This window comes from Caballeronia sp. M1242, from assembly GCF_017220215.1.
GTDB lineage: Bacteria > Pseudomonadota > Gammaproteobacteria > Burkholderiales > Burkholderiaceae > Caballeronia.
In genome coordinates, this window is the sequence record NZ_CP071130.1 from 667,286 (window position 1) to 683,252 (window position 15,967).

Genomic DNA, 15,967 nt, shown 5'->3' on the forward strand with positions numbered 1-15,967 from the left:
AGACTCGGAGGCAGAGATGGCAGAACTCGACAAGGAAGAGGTCGTCGCCGTATTGAACCGGATTCTCGAATCCGAGCTCGCCGGCGTGGTGCGTTACACGCACTATTCGTTTCTCGTCTTCGGGTTCGGGCGCATACCGATCGTTTCATGGCTGCGCGCGCAGGCGGATGAATCGTTGACGCACGCGCATCAGGCGGGCGAATGGATCACCACGCTCGGCGCGTATCCATCGCTCGAGATCGGTCCATTGCTGGACAATCACACGTTCGATATCGCGACCATTCTTCGCGAATCGCTGCAAGCAGAGAAAGTCGCGCTGGACCTTTATCGCGATCTTTTGAGGCTTGTGGAAGACCGCTCGGTCGCGCTCGAAGAATATGCGCGGCAGATGATTCAGACGGAAGAACTGCACGCAGGCGAAGTGGACAAGATGCTGCGCCGTCCTGGAGAAGTCGACACGTCCCCGGAAAGACGCACGGGGCATGTCTGAACATGCGCTGCGCGGGACACCGCACAGCGCATCGAACGTCCGGCAACCGCTTACTTCGGCTGCGCGACCGTACGCAGATAAGGCTTGAGCGTCTTGAAGCCTTCCGGATACTTTTTCTTGGCGTCTTCGTCGGAGACCGAGGTGGGGATGATGACGTCATCGCCCGGCTTCCAGTTCACCGGCGTGGCGACGGTGTGCTTCGCGTTCAGTTGCAGCGCATCCAGCAACCTGAGCACTTCGTCGAAATTGCGGCCGGCGCTCATCGGATACGTGAAGGTCGCTTTCATCTTCTTGTCCGGACCGATGATAAAGACGGCCCGAATAGTGGCGTTGTCGACGGCCGTGCGCGGACCGCCGCCGCTCGCATTCGGATGAATCATGTCGTAGAGCTTGGCGACAGTCAGGTCCGCATCGCCGATCATCGGGTAATTCACGGCCGTGCCTTGTGTTTCCTCGATGTCTTTCGCCCACTTGGCATGATTGTCGACCGGATCGATCGACAAACCGATGATCTTGGTGTTGCGCTTGTCGAACTCGGGTTTCAGCTTCGCCATATAGCCGAGCTCGGTGGTGCAGACGGGCGTGAAGTCCTTCGGATGCGAAAAGAGGATCGCCCATTTGTCGCCGATCCACTCGTGAAAGCGAATCGGGCCTTCGGTGGTTTCTGCGGTGAAATCGGGGGCTTCATCGCCAATGCGGATCGACATATATGATCTCCACGTCAAGGAATAATCAGAGAGCGTTGCGCTTTCGTGCAACAGGTCTCCTTGGTTAAAGCGAAACCGACAGGCCGATTATAGTGCCGCTCTGTGAGAGAGCGGACCACCGCCACGAATCACCCCGCTGCGCACGCGGTCTTCGGCACGCCGAATGCTGCAGCGACCGGGCGTTTCTGACCCATAAGACCGAGCATGCGCGGCTTCGTTCTCGTATTCCTCGGCGAAGTCTGCTATTACGAAGCTGCAACTTCAGGCCGGCGTCGATTCGTCGCCCTGCAACTGTCCTGCCAAGGACTGGAGGTGATCGTGGCCGTCATGCAGAGAAAGACCGTCGCTGCACTGCAAAAAGAAGCATCGGAAACTGAAGAGATTCTGCAGGAGCAAGGCGGCCACGCGTTGAAACGTTCGCTTACCGCGCTCGATGTGACCATGCTCGGCATCGGCTGCATCATCGGGGCAGGCATATTCGTGCTGACCGGACACGCCGCGGCTTCGAATGCAGGCCCGGCCATCGTCATATCGTTCGTGCTGGGCGCAATCGTGTGCGCGCTTGCCGGCCTTTGTTATGCGGAAATGGCCTCGACCGTTCCCGTCTCAGGGAGCGCTTACACGTACGCTTACGCAACGATGGGCGAGCTGATAGCATGGCTCATCGGCTGGGACTTGATACTGGAATATGCCGTCGGCGCAACGACGGTGGCGATCGGCTGGTCGGGCTATGTCGTGAGTTTCCTGCATTCACTGCATATTGATATTCCCGCGCAGCTTTCGCAAGCGCCCTTCGCCTATGACCCCGCCAAGGGATGGAGTCACGCGGGCGCAATCCTCAATGTGCCGGCCATGGTCATCGTGGGGCTCATCACCATCTTACTGGTCATAGGCATTCGCGAATCGGCGCGGGTCAACAGCTTCATCGTCGTGATAAAAGTGCTTATCGTGCTTGCGTTCATCGCGGCAGGCATCGCGTATGTCGATACGAGTCATTGGGTCACCGCGAAGAATCCCACGGGCGCGTTCATTCCACCCAATACCGGTGAATCGGGCGTGTACGGCATGAGCGGCGTTCTGCGAGGAGCGGCGGTCGTCTTCTTCGCGTACATCGGCTTTGATTCGGTGTCGTGCGTGGCGCAGGAGACGCGCAATCCACGTCGCGACATGCCGATCGGCCTGCTTGGCTCGCTCACCATCTGCACGATTCTGTATGTCCTCGTCTCGTACGTGCTGACGGGCATCGTGTCGTACGACAAGCTCAATGTGTCCGACCCAATCGCAGTCGGCGTGGATGCCATCGGCATGCGCTGGCTCTCGCCGATCGTGAAGCTGGGCGCGATCTTCGGCCTGACATCGGTCATTCTCGTTCTGCTGTTGAGCCAGCCGCGTATTTTCTATTCGATGGCGCGGGACGGCTTGCTGCCGCCCTTCGCCTCGAAGATTCATGCGCGCTTTCATACGCCGTACATCACGACGATCATTACCGGCCTGATCGTCATGGTTCTGGCAGGGCTGCTTCCGATCGGTCTCGTGGGCGAACTCGTCAGCATCGGCACGCTGTTCGCATTCGCCGTGGTCTGCGTCGGCGTGCTCGTCCTGCGTATCAAGCAGCCCGAGCTGAAGCGGGCCTTCAAAACGCCCGCCGTTTTCATCGTGGCACCGTTAGGGGCGATCTCGTCCGTCTTCCTTATGTCCGGCTTGCCTGCCGATACATGGATACGGCTCATCATATGGATGGCGATCGGCATCGTCATCTACTTCACATACGGCATACGTCATAGCCGCTTGCGCGTGGCAAAGCAAACGCCACCGGCTCAGACAGCAAGAAGCTAAGGTTGACGGGGGCGCCGGGTGCCGTGTTCGCGCGCTTCCTGCGGGCTTTCGTAGATATACGGCGCGACGCCCCGGCGTTTCAGCGCATCGCCGAGTTTCATGCGCAGGAAGCTGCTCGTCGTGTAACGCGTCACGCCGCCATAGTACTGACTGACAAGCCGCGTGACCATCTCCGAGTAAGCGTCGAGCATGCTCGGGCGAATCGAGAAATTATCGTAGTTCACGATAGCGTGTGGCTTGACGTTCGCGCCCGCGAGTTGCTTCTCGACTTCAAGGCGAATGGCTTCGACGTCATGCAGGCTCGCCACCTCAAAGCCTTCGAAATTGATGAAGAAAAGGTTCTTGTCGGCGTCGTAGCTGAACCGCTCCGCGAGATCCAGGCCTAGCAGTATCTTGCGTAGACCCATCGGCTCGTCCGTGAAAATGCGGGGATCCATCAGGCTCGGAGCGGACTGAATCACGGGCCGGAAGTCCATCTGAGCCACGATATCGCGCTCAACATCGATGCCGGGCGCCACTTCCTTCAGCGCCAATCCCTCGCTCGTCAGTTCGAACACACAGCGTTCGGTAATGTAAATCACCGTCTGACCGCGCTCCACGGCATAGGGGCCGCTAAACGTACGATGCTCGACGGCATCCACGAATTTGCGGCAACTTCCGTCACGGCGAATGACGAGCTTGCCGTCTTCGATCACGATATCGAGCTTGCCCGCGTTAAACGTTCCGACGAAAACCACCTTCTTGGCCGACTGACTAATGTTGATGAATCCGCCCGCGCCGGCGAGCTTCGGTCCGAACTTGCTGACATTGAGATTGCCTTCGCGGTCTGCTTGCGCAAGTCCGAGGAAGGCGATATCCAGCCCGCCGCCATCGTAGAAGTCGAACTGGTACGGCTGGTCGATGATCGCCTGCGTATTCGTCGCCGCGCCGAAATTCAGGCCGCCAGCCGGGATGCCGCCTATCACACCCGGTTCGGTCGTCATCGTGAAGAGGTCGATCACCTGCTCTTCGTTGGCGACGCTCGCAATGCCTTCCGGCATGCCAATGCCGAGATTCACCACGCTATTGGCCATCAGTTCGAACGCGGCGCGACGCGCGATCACCTTGCGTTCGTTGAGCGGCATGGGCGGCAGCGAACCCGCGGCGACTCGCAATTCGCTGGAAAACGCGGCGCTGTATTGCTCGCCGAACGTCTGCCAGTGATTCTCCGGGCGCGCGACAACGACGCAATCCACCATGACGCCCGGCACTTTCACTTGCCGCGCGTTGAGTGTGTTCGATTCGGCGAGCCGTTCCACTTGCGCAATGACGATGCCGCCGGAATTGCGCGCGGCCATTGCAATGGAAAGTGCTTCCAGCGTCAGCGCTTCCTTCTCCATCGTGATGTTGCCGTTCAGATCGGCCGTCGTTCCGCGCACGATGGCGACGTCAATGGGAAAGGCCTTGTAGTACAAATAGTCGGTGCCGTCTATCTGCATGAGACGCACGATGTCATCGATCGTGCGGGCATTGAGTTTTCCTCCGCCATTGCGCGGATCGACGAATGTGCCGAGACCGACAGTCGATAGCTGCCCGGGACGATGCGCCGCGATATCGCGAAAGAGCTGCGAAATCACGCCTTGCGGCAAGTTATACGCTTCGATGCGATTCTCGATGGCGAGCTTCTGCAAGCCGGGAACGAGTCCCCAGTGGCCGCCGATGACGCGCTTCACGAGCCCTTCATGCGCGAAGTGATTGAGGCCTTTCGCACGCCCATCGCCCTGGCCGGCAGCATAGACGATGGTGAGATCCGCGATCGGCTCGTCTGCTTCAGCGTCGCCTGCTGTCTTGCCTTCGAGAAAGCGCGCCTCGAGCGCCATCGCCACTTCTTCCGCGAAGCCGACGCCCACGAAGCCGCTCGTTGCGATCGTGTCGCCCGACCGGATGAGGCGCACGGCCTCGCGCGCCGATACGATCTTGCCGCGCTCGACAAGCCGTGCCGATGACGAAAAGGCGTGGTGACGAGGCGGGGCGCTGCTGTTATTCATGGCGTCTCCTTGTCCGTTTCGGGCAAGGTAACACCAAATGAGCGCAGCGCGAAATGCGCGTCGTCCAGAAGTGCCGTGCTATGCGCTTTAGCGAGGCGCGCCGGCCTCGATCGCCTGTATGAATTGATGCAACACGGCGCCGGACGCATCGGTCACGGCCCAGAACGTCATGCCGTCCTGATTCCAGCGGGCAAGCGCATAGCCGTCGTCCGAGCGCGTGACGACTGCCTTCGCGTCCTTTTGCGCCCCCGTCGACGCTTTTTCGGGGAACACGTACACGTCGATCGGATGCTTCAGATAGCGATAAACGACCACCGCCACCGGGCGATGTCCGATGTAATCGAGCCGTCCGCCGACCAGCGCATAGCCGGGTCCTGCCGGGTCGATGACAGGCGGCGCATAGTCGATGCGGCCGTTGAACCACGGCTTTACCGTATGTTTATCGCTGGATAAAACGTCTATTGGACGATCCGACATGAGCGCCCGCACATGGCTCGATACGATCTCTTGCGCGATCGGCGATTCGGCCGGCATGCGGGCCGCGGTCTGAATCCACAGCACGGCGCCCAGCACGACTGCCGATAGCGTCGCGCCTGCGAATGCCCCGCCGAAGAAGGGCCACGGCGCCGAAAAAGGCAGCCGCCATGTGTTGCGCGTGTTAGGCGTTGGCGATTGCCGGCGTGCTTCGCGAGCCGCTTCGTCCCGCACGCGCGCCAGCACTTGCGCTCGCAGGTGCGTCGGCGCGTGGTGATACAGCGAGCCATCGGTCAACCTCGTTTCGAGCGAGGCGGTTTCGTTATTGTCCATTGCCCGATTCCTCGGAATGACCCGGTTCTGATTTGCGCACGAGCCGCACGTTCGGTCTGTCGCCCTGAGCTGCGCGCACGGCTGCCGCCAGCATCTTCCGGCCGCGCGCGAGTCTCGACATCACGGTTCCTATCGGCACGCCCGTAATGGCGGCCACTTCCTTATAACTCATGTCTTCCAACTCACGCAGCACCAGCACCTCCCGAAAGACCAGCGGCAGTGACTCCAGCGCGCGATGCACCAGTTGCACCTCGTCCTTGCGCACCGCGAGCGTTTCCGGACTCACGCCGGCATCGTCAGACCATCCCGGCAATGCCTGGTCGCCCGCGATCTCCTCGTCATATGGCGTCGCGTCCGCCAACTGCACGCGACGACGCCACTCCGTGAACCACGTATTACGCACGATGGCGAGCAGCCATCCCCGCGCATTCGACTCATCGCCGTCTTCGAAACCCGAGAAGAAACGGAACGCGCGCAGATAGGCTTCCTGCACGACGTCATCGGCATCGCTCGGGCTGCCCGAGAGCCAGCGCGCAAGGTTATAGGCGGCATCGAGGTGCGGCATGACCGTCGCTTCGAAGCGCGCATGCGGGGACTCGTCTACCTTCGACCTGCTTGGCCACATTGCGCGGATCTCCCAAAGCCACCGGATTCGAATCTATTGATTGCGCCCACACTCGCTGTTACCGCTTGTCTCGCCGATTTATTCCTTCGTATTTCAACCGAGGGCTAAATAATTTCTATCGGGAATATCGGAGGTGCTGCGCCGGTTCGATGGACGCTGGATACGTCACTTCAACAAGGAGCCGCCGTGCAAACCGAACTGAATTCCTTATCTTGTCCGTCCGAACTCGACGATCACGGCAAACGCCGGCGCACCGCTCTCTCGTGCATGGCGTGGGCCGGTGCGGGCGTGCTCTGGACGATCAGCGGCGGCGTGCCGCGCTCGCAACTGATTTCGTCGGCTTATGCGGCCGAAACGACTCGCTCTTTCAGTTTCGTGCAAATCAGCGATAGTCATATCGGATTCAACAAAGATCCGAATACGGAGCCGACAGGCACGCTTCAGGAAGCCATCAGTCATGTCCGCGGCATGCCGCAGCGTCCCGCATTCATGATTCACACAGGCGATATCACGCACCTGTCGAAGCCCGCTCAATTCGACACGGCCACGCAGATCATCAACGATGCCGGCATGCCGGTGCATTACGTGCCCGGCGAGCACGACGTGCTCGTCGAAAACGGCGATCCGTTTTTTGCGGGCTTCGCGGACCAGTATGGCAAGGGCGGCGCGCGTCACTGGTACAGCTTCGATGAGGGCGGTGTGCATTTCATCGGCCTGACGAATGTCCTCGACCTGAAGGGCGGCGGCCTCGGATTTCTCGGCGACGCGCAACTCGCGTGGCTCAAACAGGACCTGCAGGCAAGAAGCAGCAGCACGCCGATTGTCGTCTTCGCGCATATTCCGCTTTGGGCGCTCTACCCTCAATGGGGCTGGGGCACCGACGACAGCGCGCAGGCGCTCGCGCTTCTCAAGCGCTTCGGTTCCGTGACAGTGTTGAACGGACACGTTCATCAGGTCGCGCAAAAAGTAGAAGGCGACATGCGATTCTATTCCGCGATGTCGACTGCGTTTCCTCAGCCTGCGCCCGGTTCGGCAGCCGGCCCCGGACCCATGAAAGTCGGCGCAGAACAGTTGCGGTCCATGCTGGGCCTGCGAGCCGTCACGCACATACCGGGACGCGAACAGTTGGCCATCGTCGATACGTCACTCGAAGGAGCACGCGCATGAATGCATCCTTCGCAGGACGATGCGTGCGTCAGCTAGCGGTCGCGATCATCGTCAAGGGACTCTTCGGCCTGATGCCCTCGGCTTGCGCCGAAGAGCCAGCGCAACAAGTCGCAGCGGCAGCGGCGCCGACCATCACCATCGACAACTTCGCGTTCAGCCAGCCGACGCTCACGGTCCCGGCGGGAACGAAGGTGACCTGGATCAATCGCGACGACATGTTGCATACCGTCGTGGATGAAACGAAGTCGTTCAAATCGGACCCGCTCGATAGCGGCGACACCTTCTCGCATGTGTTCGATCGGCCGGGCACGTACAAGTACTTCTGCTCGTTGCATCCGCATATGACGGGAACCATCGTCGTGCGGTGATGCAATGATGGCAAAGGCGCGCGCTGTCAGCGTTGCGCCTTTGCTATCGCGTCCAGATTGCCTTCGCCGAAGCCATGATGCCCGCGTCTCTCGACGATCTCGAAGAACATGTCGCCGGGCCGGCGTTCGAGAAACGTTTGGAGAAAGAGTTGCGGCGTGCCGTCCGGAAGTATTTCCCCGTCGACGAGAATGCCGCGTGTACGCAGTTGCTCGATATCGAGGCCATGTCCTGGCAGACGCGTGTCGATCTCGTCGTAATAGCGCGGCGGGGGCGTGAGAAAGCGCACTCCGCGTGCGCGCAGCGCATCGACAGAAGCAAAGATATCCGACGACGCAAGCGCGATATGCTGCACGCCCTCGCCTTCATGGTCCGGCAGATACTGCTGCATGAGGTCCGTGCGATACGTGCCCTCTTCATACACGGGAATGCGAATGGAACCGCACGGCGAAACCGTGACAGCGGAATCTTGCGACACGTGCCAGTCCGGATGCACCTCGTGAATCTCTTCGAAATGCAGGACTTCCCGGTAGAAATCGAGCCACTCCTGAATGCGGCCCGCGCCGACGGTTTGCGTGAAGTGATCGACTTCGAGCAGGCCCGTACCGCCGAGTCCAGTCGGCTCATGGTCGAGCGGTCGAAAGTCGATGTCATAAATCGAGGCTTCGCCGCTGTTCTTGCCGGGCCAGTGATCGACGAAATAAATATGCGAATCGCCGATACCCTGAATAGCGGGAATGGCGAGTTCGTTAGGGCCGATCTTCTCGCCCTCGAAGTCCCACGCGCCGTAGTCCACCGCGCGTTCATGAGCGATTCGCGCGTTCATCACGCGAATGCCGATGGCCGCGATACCCACGCCATGCGTCTCTGCGAAACGCGTGGCGAAGGAATCGGGCTCGGCGTTGAGCAGGAAATTCATGCTGGCCTGACGATAGAGCATCACTGCCTTGCTGACGTGCTGCGCCACCGGCACGAAGCCTAGCCGTTCGAACAGCTCCGCAAGGCCTTGTGGATCCGGGCTCGAGAACTCCACGAATTCCAGCCCCGCAATGCCGAGCGGGTTGTTGCCGGCTTCGGAATCGGGGATCGCGCCGGCGGCCGTGGAAAGGTCAGCGGATTGCGGCTGGGTCATCGACAATACCTCGAAAATGTACGAGTTGGTTCACGGACGTAAAAAGTACCATGACTGCCCCATCGTACGCCACAACGGACGCGGGCGGTCGTGCCAAGCGTAGCGGCAGCACGTCGCCCGTGTCAAAGCGAGGCATTGCTGGGCTCAGGCTGCAAGCCGCTGGGCATTCATCGAGGGACGGCGTGCCTGAGGCGGAAAGACGTTTCATGTGCCGTCGTCGTGACGAAAGAAAATGATGTCGATCAGCGCCCCGCCATGCCAGCCCTCGATGCGCACATAGCGCATGCCCGTGACGTGCGAGCGGCACAGTTGCGCGACGCGCGCGGGATGAGCGACCGTCGGCGCGAGCCATTTGTCGACGGCGCTGTGCAGTGAGTTTGCCGAAGTTTGCATGATGGTCTCCCTTAGATGGCCAGTGCGGCGCAATCCGTGGCGCAGGCAGGCAGTGAATTCGCGCGACGGCGACGCTGCGCGGCGACATAGGCTCGAACGAGCCCTCTTACCGCGTGAATGGCGACGCGAGGATGAACGAGGCAGGCGCGCACTTGCGTGCTGCGCGCCTCGCCGAACAGGCACCACGAGACGAAGTGCTCGCAGTTGTTGGTCAGAAGGCGATAGCGGTTCTCGCCCAGACGGCTGCGCGCGCGACGCACCGCTTCGACGCCGACGAAGTACGCTGAAGCGTGTTGACGAACGACGACGCCGTAGCCGTCTGCGAACTGCGCGACACTCACTTCTTCGACGGGACCGCGATGCAATGACTTGGCGAAGCCTGCATAGTGAATGACCTTGCCGTTGCCCGCATAGATGCCGTGGTGTTCGTAGCCGCAGCGGCGCGTGATCAGTTCGCTGCCGACCGGCGGTTCGTCATCGAACGCAAGCACGCGCGATACGGGCGCCTGATGGGTCCTGATCGACGTTGACGTGATTGACATGGCTCGCTCCATCTTTCGCAGGCTCGGCGCGATGTGTTCGTTTCGCGCCCGTTTGCCATGTCGTTTGCAGCTTTCTTGCCAGTCGTTGCGGAGCCTTGATTTGCGGGCTTGAGCGATGCATGCGATGCTTCGGCTAACCCGATGTGTTGAGGCCGGGCCAACGCTCTGCGGCCTGTTTCGTTGGTTGTGCAGCGTCAGTTAGGGCTCTAGGGCGGTGTCGGTTTATAGCGTTCTCCTCGGTAGACAATGTTGCCGAGCCGCTAACATCCCCGCTGGCGTAAGAGCGCGGAAGTCCGTCGATTAGACCGCTCGCGAGGTGCACGCAATCGGCACGGGCCTTGCATTGACTTCGTGCGTTCCTATGACACACCCTGGAGAGGCACAATGGCCACTCTCACCATCACCGATCTCGCCTTCGACCGCCGGCTCGACCGCACGGCAATGTCCGCGATTGCCGGAGGAGGCGGCGCGCCATGGGTGTACGGCTGGATCACGCCGTTCATAGCGGACCGTCACGCGAACTTCGGCGGCGTTGTCAACGTCTTCGAGATTACGAACAACTTCACCGCCGGCCAGATGATCAACCAGTTTCAGTCCGTCGACGTGCGCAATTCCGGTGATGGAGCGAGCCTCACGGTGACGCCCAACGCCATATCGGCGAATCGCGCAGGCTGACATCGCGCGCAGCACGATTGCACTGCATTAGCGTCCGGTTCAAGGAGACTGGCGTGACCTTCTCAACAGAGTTCGGATGGACATCCGCCGCGCGCTCGGACGTGGGCTGCGTGCGCTTAGTCAACGAAGACGCGGTGCTCAACTCGCCCGAGCAGGGTCTATGGGCCGTGGCCGACGGCATGGGCGGACATGCAGTGGGCGATCTCGCAAGCCGCATGGTGATAGAGCGCCTTACTGGCTTATCGACAGGCGGCGCACTGGGGAACGTCATCGCAGAAGCACGAGATCGGCTTCTGCGAGTGAACGATGAACTGCGTGCAGAGGCAGCACGGCGACAGGTATCGCGCATAGGCAGTACGGTGGTATTGCTTGCCGCGCGCGGCGGCGCGTGCGCTTATCTCTGGGCTGGCGATAGCCGCATCTATCTATTCCGCAACGGCCGCCTCGCACAGTTGACGCGCGATCACAGTCATGTGGAAGAACTCAAGGCACGCGGCCAACTGACGGCGGAAGAAGCATTGCATCATCCCGCGCAGCATTTGATTACGCGTGCCGTAGGCGCGCTCGACACACTGGAACTCGACGAAAGCAGCGTTACGCTCGCCGACGGCGATACGTTCTTGCTATGCAGCGATGGCTTGTCCAACGAAGTAACCGAAGCCGAAATGGCGAGCGAACTGGCGCCGGGCAATTGCGAGGCGGCGGCGCAGCGGCTGCTGGAGATGGCGCTGGAGCGCGGTGGACGAGATAACATTTCACTCGTCGTTGCTCATGCCGAAGACGTGCTTGGATCGGACAGAACGCAAGTGAATCCCACTCTGTGAACCACGCTGCTCACTGCTTGTTTCGTTGCGCTGCGAGCCTGAAGTCTTTCGAATGAAGCCCGTGCTTCTTCAGAAGCATTTGCAAGTGAGAGCGGTTCATGTCATAGCGCCGCGCAAGTTCCGCTACCGTGCCGCCTACTTCCTGCAAGCCGCGTTCGAGAAACGCGCGCTCCGCTTCGTCGCTTGCTACACGCTTCGCTTCGCTCAGCGAGCCGGCCATGGCGACACCTTCGCCGCTTGCCGACGGCGCTCCCATCGCAATGGCGAGGGATGACTTCGGGCGTATGTCCACCGGCAGATGTTCGATATCCGCCATGTCGCCGGCGAGGCAAGCAAGCCGATACACCATGTTGCGCAACTCGCGGATGTTGCCGGGGTAGTCGTAACTGCGCAGGAAATCCCGCAAGCGCGGCGACATTTTCACCGGACGGCGCTTGAGCGCAGCCGCCGCTTCGTCGCCGAAATACGCGAGGAGAAGCGGAATTTCATCGCGACGTTCACGCAATGGCGGCAGCGTCAGATGAATGACACTTAAGCGATAGAACAAGTCTTCGCGAAACCGCCCTTCCTCGCACCAGCGCCGCAGATTGCGATTCGTCGCTGCGACGATGCGGGTATCGACTGCAATAGGCTCGTCAGAGCCGACGCGCTGTATCTCATGTGCTTCGAGCACGCGCAGCAATTTGACTTGGCCCGACAGCGGCAACTCACCGATCTCGTCGAGAAAGATGGTCCCTGTATGCGCGCTCTCGAACTTTCCTTTGCGGTCGTTCGTCGCGCCCGTGAATGCGCCCTTGCGATGCCCGAATAATTCCGATTCGATGAGATTCTCCGGAATCGCGCCACAGTTCACGGAAATGTACGGCTTGTCCGCGCGCGAGCCGTTCGCGTGAATGACCTTGGCCATCAGTTCCTTGCCAGTTCCGCTCTCACCGTCGATCAGTACCGGCAGATCGGTCGGCGCCGCTTTCTCCGCGATTTCCAGCGCCTCGAGCAGCTTCGGGTTATCGCCGAACGTGCCTTCGAAGACGAAGCTGCGTTCCAGCAGTGCCTGTCGCCTGGCACCCGGCGACATTTCCCGCTTCGGCTCCGACGCCGCAGCCTGTACGAAACGTTCTTTGTGCGAGAGCTGCATGACCTCGTCGCGCAGCGCGCTCGCCTGTCGCAGCAGCTTCTCGATCTCGGGGCGTTCGAGGCGCGAGGTCCACCGCAGCGTCGAACGCAGTATCTCGATCTTCTCGATGAGCCCCGCATACGAAATAGCCGATGCAGGTACGTTGCTGTCGCTTTCCGGTTGGTCGAGTATCTTCATGCTGCGCTCAATTGCTTCTGCACGAGTTGGTAATACATGCCCTTTCTCGCGACAAGTTCATCATGCTTGCCCTGCTCCACGATGCCGCCCTCGTAGAGCACGAGGATCTTGTCGGCGCGCATGATGGTCGACAGGCGGTGCGCGATGATGACGGCCGTTCGCCCTTTCAAAATCTCCTGCATGTTGCCGAGAATATTGCTTTCGGATTGCGTATCGAGCGCGGAGGTCGCTTCGTCGAATACCAGCAGGCGCGGGTCATGATAGAGCGCGCGTGCAATGCACAGGCGTTGCATCTGACCGCCCGATAGCCCCACGCCGCGTTCGCCGACCACCTGCTCATAGCCGAGCGGCATCTTGCTGATGAAACCGTGCGCGTCGGCCATCTTCGCGACTTCCTCGATGCGCTTGCGATCCGGCGCTTCGTCGCCGCTTGCGATGTTGTCGGCGATGGTCCCGGAGAACAGCAAATTGCTTTGCATGACATAACCGATCTGCGCGCGATAGAAGCCTTTGTCGATCACGTTGATGTCGTAGCCATCGACGGTCATCTTGCCTTCCGTCGGCGCATAGAAGCCGACGAGCAGTTTCGCGAGCGTCGTCTTTCCCGATCCGCTGCGTCCGACCACTGCAATGAGTTCGCCCGGCTTTATATCGAAGCTAATGTTTTCGAGCACATAAGGCGCGTCGCCCTCACCGTAGCGGAAGTAGACGCCATTGAACCGGATGTCGCCCTGAAGGTCGGGCAGCATCACGCGTTGCTGCATGTCGGATGGCTTCTGCTCGGGCTCGATGTCGAGCACATCGCCGAGACGCTCCATGGCGACGCCGGCATCGTTGAGCAGACTCCAGAGATTGATGAGGCCCATGAGCGGCGACAATACGCTTCCCATGAATGCGTTGAACGCGATGAGCTGGCCGATGGTCAACTCGCGCGCCAGCACCAGATTGGCCCCTGCCCATAGCACTGCAATGGTCGTGGCGGCATTCAGCAATTGACTACAGAAGCCGACCGCAATATTGAAGCGTTGAGACTTATATTGAATTTCGAGTGACTTGGCGTACTTCTTCTCCCACTTCAGGCGAACGGCCCGCTCGATGCCCATTCCCTTGACGGTCTCGGCGCCACCCAGCGCTTCCATCAGGTACGACCGGGCGTCCGTCCCCGATGAGAACGTCTCCCGCGCGTTCTGTTTGATGCGAGGTGTGGCGAGTACGGTCAGCGCCATCAGCGGAATGATGAACGCAAGCAGCAGCAACGTCAGCTTGACGTTGTAGAGAAACATGATGGTGAAGTAGATGAAGATCATCAACAGGTTGAGCACTGTCGTGACCGTGGATTCAGTCAGAAACGCGCGGATCGTGTGATTCTCCTGGAACCGCGCGAAGATGTCCCCGGTCTTGCGTTTGGCAAAGAAGCTGAACGGCAGTGAGAACGTATGCTTGAAGAACTGCGACATCATCGCGAAGTCCATGTTGCGCATCATGAAGTTCGCCAGATACGCGCGTATCGTCGACATGAGTTGCGAGAAGACGTTCGAGATAATGAGTCCGGCGATCAGCACATGGAGCAATCCGACGTTCTGGTGAACGATCACGCCGTCCAGAATGTTCTGGATGATGAGCGGTGGAATCACACCCAGGACCTGAATGACGAACGTGGCGAGAAAGAGATGCAGCAGGATGGTGCGGTACGGCTTCATGTATCCGACGAAGCGTATCCACGGCGAACTGGATACCGCCTTTTGCACCATATCGTGCGCTGGCGAGAAGACCAGACACGTACCGCTCCAACCGCGTTCGAACTCGTCCACGGTCATCTTTTTGAAGCCTATCGCCGGGTCCGCTACCCACACGTCCGCCTTCGAAATGCCGTAGACGATAATGTAGTGATAGCCCTCCCAATGCGCGATGAACGGCAATTCGAACCCGCGCAACGATTCATAGGTGCACTGCACGCCGCGCGTGGTGAAGCCGAGCGCCTCGCCCGCGCGCGCGAGACTGTCGAGCGTCGCGCCTTGGGTCGTCACGTTAGCCAGTTCGCGCAGTTTGCCGAGCGTCATGCCGATGCCGTAATGCCGGCAGATCATCGCAAGACACGCGGCCCCGCAATCCATCTCCTCGGCCTGCTGCACCCATGCAAAGCGTTTGATGACCCGTTCGCCGAGTTCAGGCTTGCTGTGCAAATCCAGCATCGCGGGAAGACTGCGACGTTCGGCGAGCTTCTTTTGCCGCTGTAACTCCCGCTCGCTGAAGCGGATGCGTTCTTCAAGAACTTCGCGCAGCCTGACGTTGCGCTCGATGATGAAGTGCACTGTCTTCTCGGGGATGACGAGTAGGCGCGTATCGGCGTTCGCAATGGCCGAGGCCATCTGTTCCTGACGCATCACGCACGCCTTCTCGCCGAAAATTTCGCCGGGGCCGAGCGTTGCCAGCACGTACTGATGCCCGCCTTCCTCACGCACGATGCGCACTTCCCCTTGACGCACGACATACAGGCGCCTGTCGTCGCGAGCGTCCTGCCTGAGAATCTCCTTCCCTTCAGCGATACGCTTGACGCCGACGCTTCTCACGCATTCTTCGAGTTCCGCCTTGTCGAGCTTGCCGCGCAGATCGAACAGCTTGGCGACGAAACCGCCTGCTGAAGCAATGGCGACATAGCTGGTCGCGAACGCAAGCGCCGCGGGATTCTTCGCGATGACGGGTTCGATCGCGCGACGCGGAATGAACAAAAGTTCGGTCTTGCCCGATGACCGCACGGACGACTCATGCCGATAGTCGCGCAGCATCGCGATATCGGCGAATGTCTCGCGCTCCTTCTTCAGGCCCATGCTGATCTCTTTGCCATGCTCCTCGGTGAATATGCGCACGGAGCCTGCTCTCACGACATAGAGACCATCAGCCACGTCGCCGGCATTGCACACGGTTTCGCCGAAGCCGTAGCGGCGCGACTCCGTGTGTTGAGCCAACTGCTCGATTTCATCGCGCGAAAGCGGTGACAATATCTCCACCGTCGTGAGGAAACTGGCGAGCGAGTCGAGGTTTGATGGTGCGTCCATGTCCATGT

The 15,967-nt window shown here is 60.2% G+C and carries 15 protein-coding genes; 6 read left to right on the plus strand and 9 right to left on the minus strand.

What is annotated here, in order from left to right; all coding sequences use genetic code 11:
* Positions 1-16: 16 nt before the first annotated feature.
* Positions 17-490 (plus strand): bacterioferritin, encoded by a 474-nt coding sequence (locus tag JYK05_RS16545; RefSeq protein ID WP_175941557.1) that lies wholly within the window; start codon positions 17-19, stop codon positions 488-490.
* 50 nt (positions 491-540) lie between these two features.
* On the opposite strand, the gene JYK05_RS16550 is transcribed toward JYK05_RS16545, so the two are convergent.
* A complete protein-coding gene (locus JYK05_RS16550) occupies positions 541-1,197 on the minus strand; it encodes a peroxiredoxin (RefSeq protein ID WP_206468306.1) in 657 nt (218 codons plus the stop codon).
* 327 nt (positions 1,198-1,524) lie between these two features.
* On the opposite strand from JYK05_RS16550, the gene JYK05_RS16555 reads away from it, so the two are divergent.
* Entirely contained in the window at positions 1,525-3,033 is a 1,509-nt protein-coding gene (locus JYK05_RS16555) for an amino acid permease (protein WP_206468307.1), read from the plus strand.
* Here JYK05_RS16555 and JYK05_RS16560 read toward each other — a convergent pair.
* The 3 genes from JYK05_RS16560 to JYK05_RS16570 all read right to left on the minus strand — a co-directional run bounded on the left by JYK05_RS16560 (position 3,030) and on the right by JYK05_RS16570 (position 6,492).
* Entirely contained in the window at positions 3,030-5,060 is a 2,031-nt protein-coding gene (locus JYK05_RS16560; protein WP_206468308.1) for an acyl CoA:acetate/3-ketoacid CoA transferase, read from the minus strand. The genes JYK05_RS16555 and JYK05_RS16560 overlap by 4 nt on opposite strands.
* An 87-nt stretch (positions 5,061-5,147) precedes the next feature.
* Positions 5,148-5,867 (minus strand): anti-sigma factor, encoded by a 720-nt coding sequence (locus JYK05_RS16565; RefSeq protein ID WP_206468309.1) that lies wholly within the window; start codon positions 5,865-5,867, stop codon positions 5,148-5,150.
* Positions 5,857-6,492 carry an RNA polymerase sigma factor gene (locus tag JYK05_RS16570; RefSeq protein WP_206468310.1) on the minus strand — a complete coding sequence of 212 codons (636 nt, stop codon included), beginning with the start codon at positions 6,490-6,492 and terminating at the stop codon, positions 5,857-5,859. Before JYK05_RS16570 ends, JYK05_RS16565 begins: the two co-directional genes overlap by 11 nt.
* Before the next feature lie 267 nt (positions 6,493-6,759).
* Here JYK05_RS16570 and JYK05_RS16575 point away from each other — a divergent pair, with 267 nt between their 5' ends.
* Positions 6,760-7,659, plus strand: a complete 900-nt coding sequence (locus JYK05_RS16575; protein WP_206469596.1) for a metallophosphoesterase — start codon at positions 6,760-6,762, stop codon at positions 7,657-7,659.
* Positions 7,656-8,027, plus strand: a complete 372-nt coding sequence (locus tag JYK05_RS16580) for a cupredoxin family copper-binding protein (RefSeq protein WP_206468311.1) — start codon at positions 7,656-7,658, stop codon at positions 8,025-8,027. Before JYK05_RS16575 ends, JYK05_RS16580 begins: the two co-directional genes overlap by 4 nt.
* Before the next feature lie 26 nt (positions 8,028-8,053).
* Here JYK05_RS16580 and JYK05_RS16585 read toward each other — a convergent pair whose 3' ends face one another.
* The 3 genes from JYK05_RS16585 to JYK05_RS16595 all read right to left on the minus strand — a co-directional run bounded on the left by JYK05_RS16585 (position 8,054) and on the right by JYK05_RS16595 (position 10,092).
* Entirely contained in the window at positions 8,054-9,157 is a 1,104-nt protein-coding gene (locus JYK05_RS16585) for a 4-hydroxyphenylpyruvate dioxygenase family protein (RefSeq protein WP_206468312.1), read from the minus strand.
* A gap of 204 nt (positions 9,158-9,361) precedes the next feature.
* Positions 9,362-9,550 carry a hypothetical protein gene (locus tag JYK05_RS16590; RefSeq protein ID WP_206468313.1) on the minus strand — a complete coding sequence of 63 codons (189 nt, stop codon included), beginning with the start codon at positions 9,548-9,550 and terminating at the stop codon, positions 9,362-9,364.
* 11 nt (positions 9,551-9,561) lie between these two features.
* Positions 9,562-10,092, minus strand: a complete 531-nt coding sequence (locus JYK05_RS16595; RefSeq protein WP_206468314.1) for a lecithin retinol acyltransferase family protein — start codon at positions 10,090-10,092, stop codon at positions 9,562-9,564.
* A 384-nt stretch (positions 10,093-10,476) separates the two neighbouring features.
* Between JYK05_RS16595 and JYK05_RS16600 the strand changes: the two genes are divergently transcribed.
* A complete protein-coding gene (locus JYK05_RS16600) occupies positions 10,477-10,767 on the plus strand; it encodes a hypothetical protein (protein ID WP_206468315.1) in 291 nt (96 codons plus the stop codon).
* 53 nt (positions 10,768-10,820) lie between these two features.
* Positions 10,821-11,591 carry a PP2C family serine/threonine-protein phosphatase gene (locus JYK05_RS16605; protein WP_206468316.1) on the plus strand — a complete coding sequence of 257 codons (771 nt, stop codon included), beginning with the start codon at positions 10,821-10,823 and terminating at the stop codon, positions 11,589-11,591.
* Positions 11,592-11,601: 10 nt separating this feature from the next.
* On the opposite strand, the gene JYK05_RS16610 is transcribed toward JYK05_RS16605, so the two are convergent.
* Positions 11,602-12,903, minus strand: coding sequence for a sigma-54-dependent Fis family transcriptional regulator (locus tag JYK05_RS16610; protein ID WP_206468317.1), 1,302 nt, complete (start codon positions 12,901-12,903; stop codon positions 11,602-11,604).
* Complete coding sequence (locus JYK05_RS16615; RefSeq protein ID WP_206468318.1) at positions 12,900-15,959, minus strand: peptidase domain-containing ABC transporter; 3,060 nt, start codon at positions 15,957-15,959, stop codon at positions 12,900-12,902. Before JYK05_RS16615 ends, JYK05_RS16610 begins: the two co-directional genes overlap by 4 nt.
* Between the last annotated feature and the right edge of the window lie 8 nt (positions 15,960-15,967).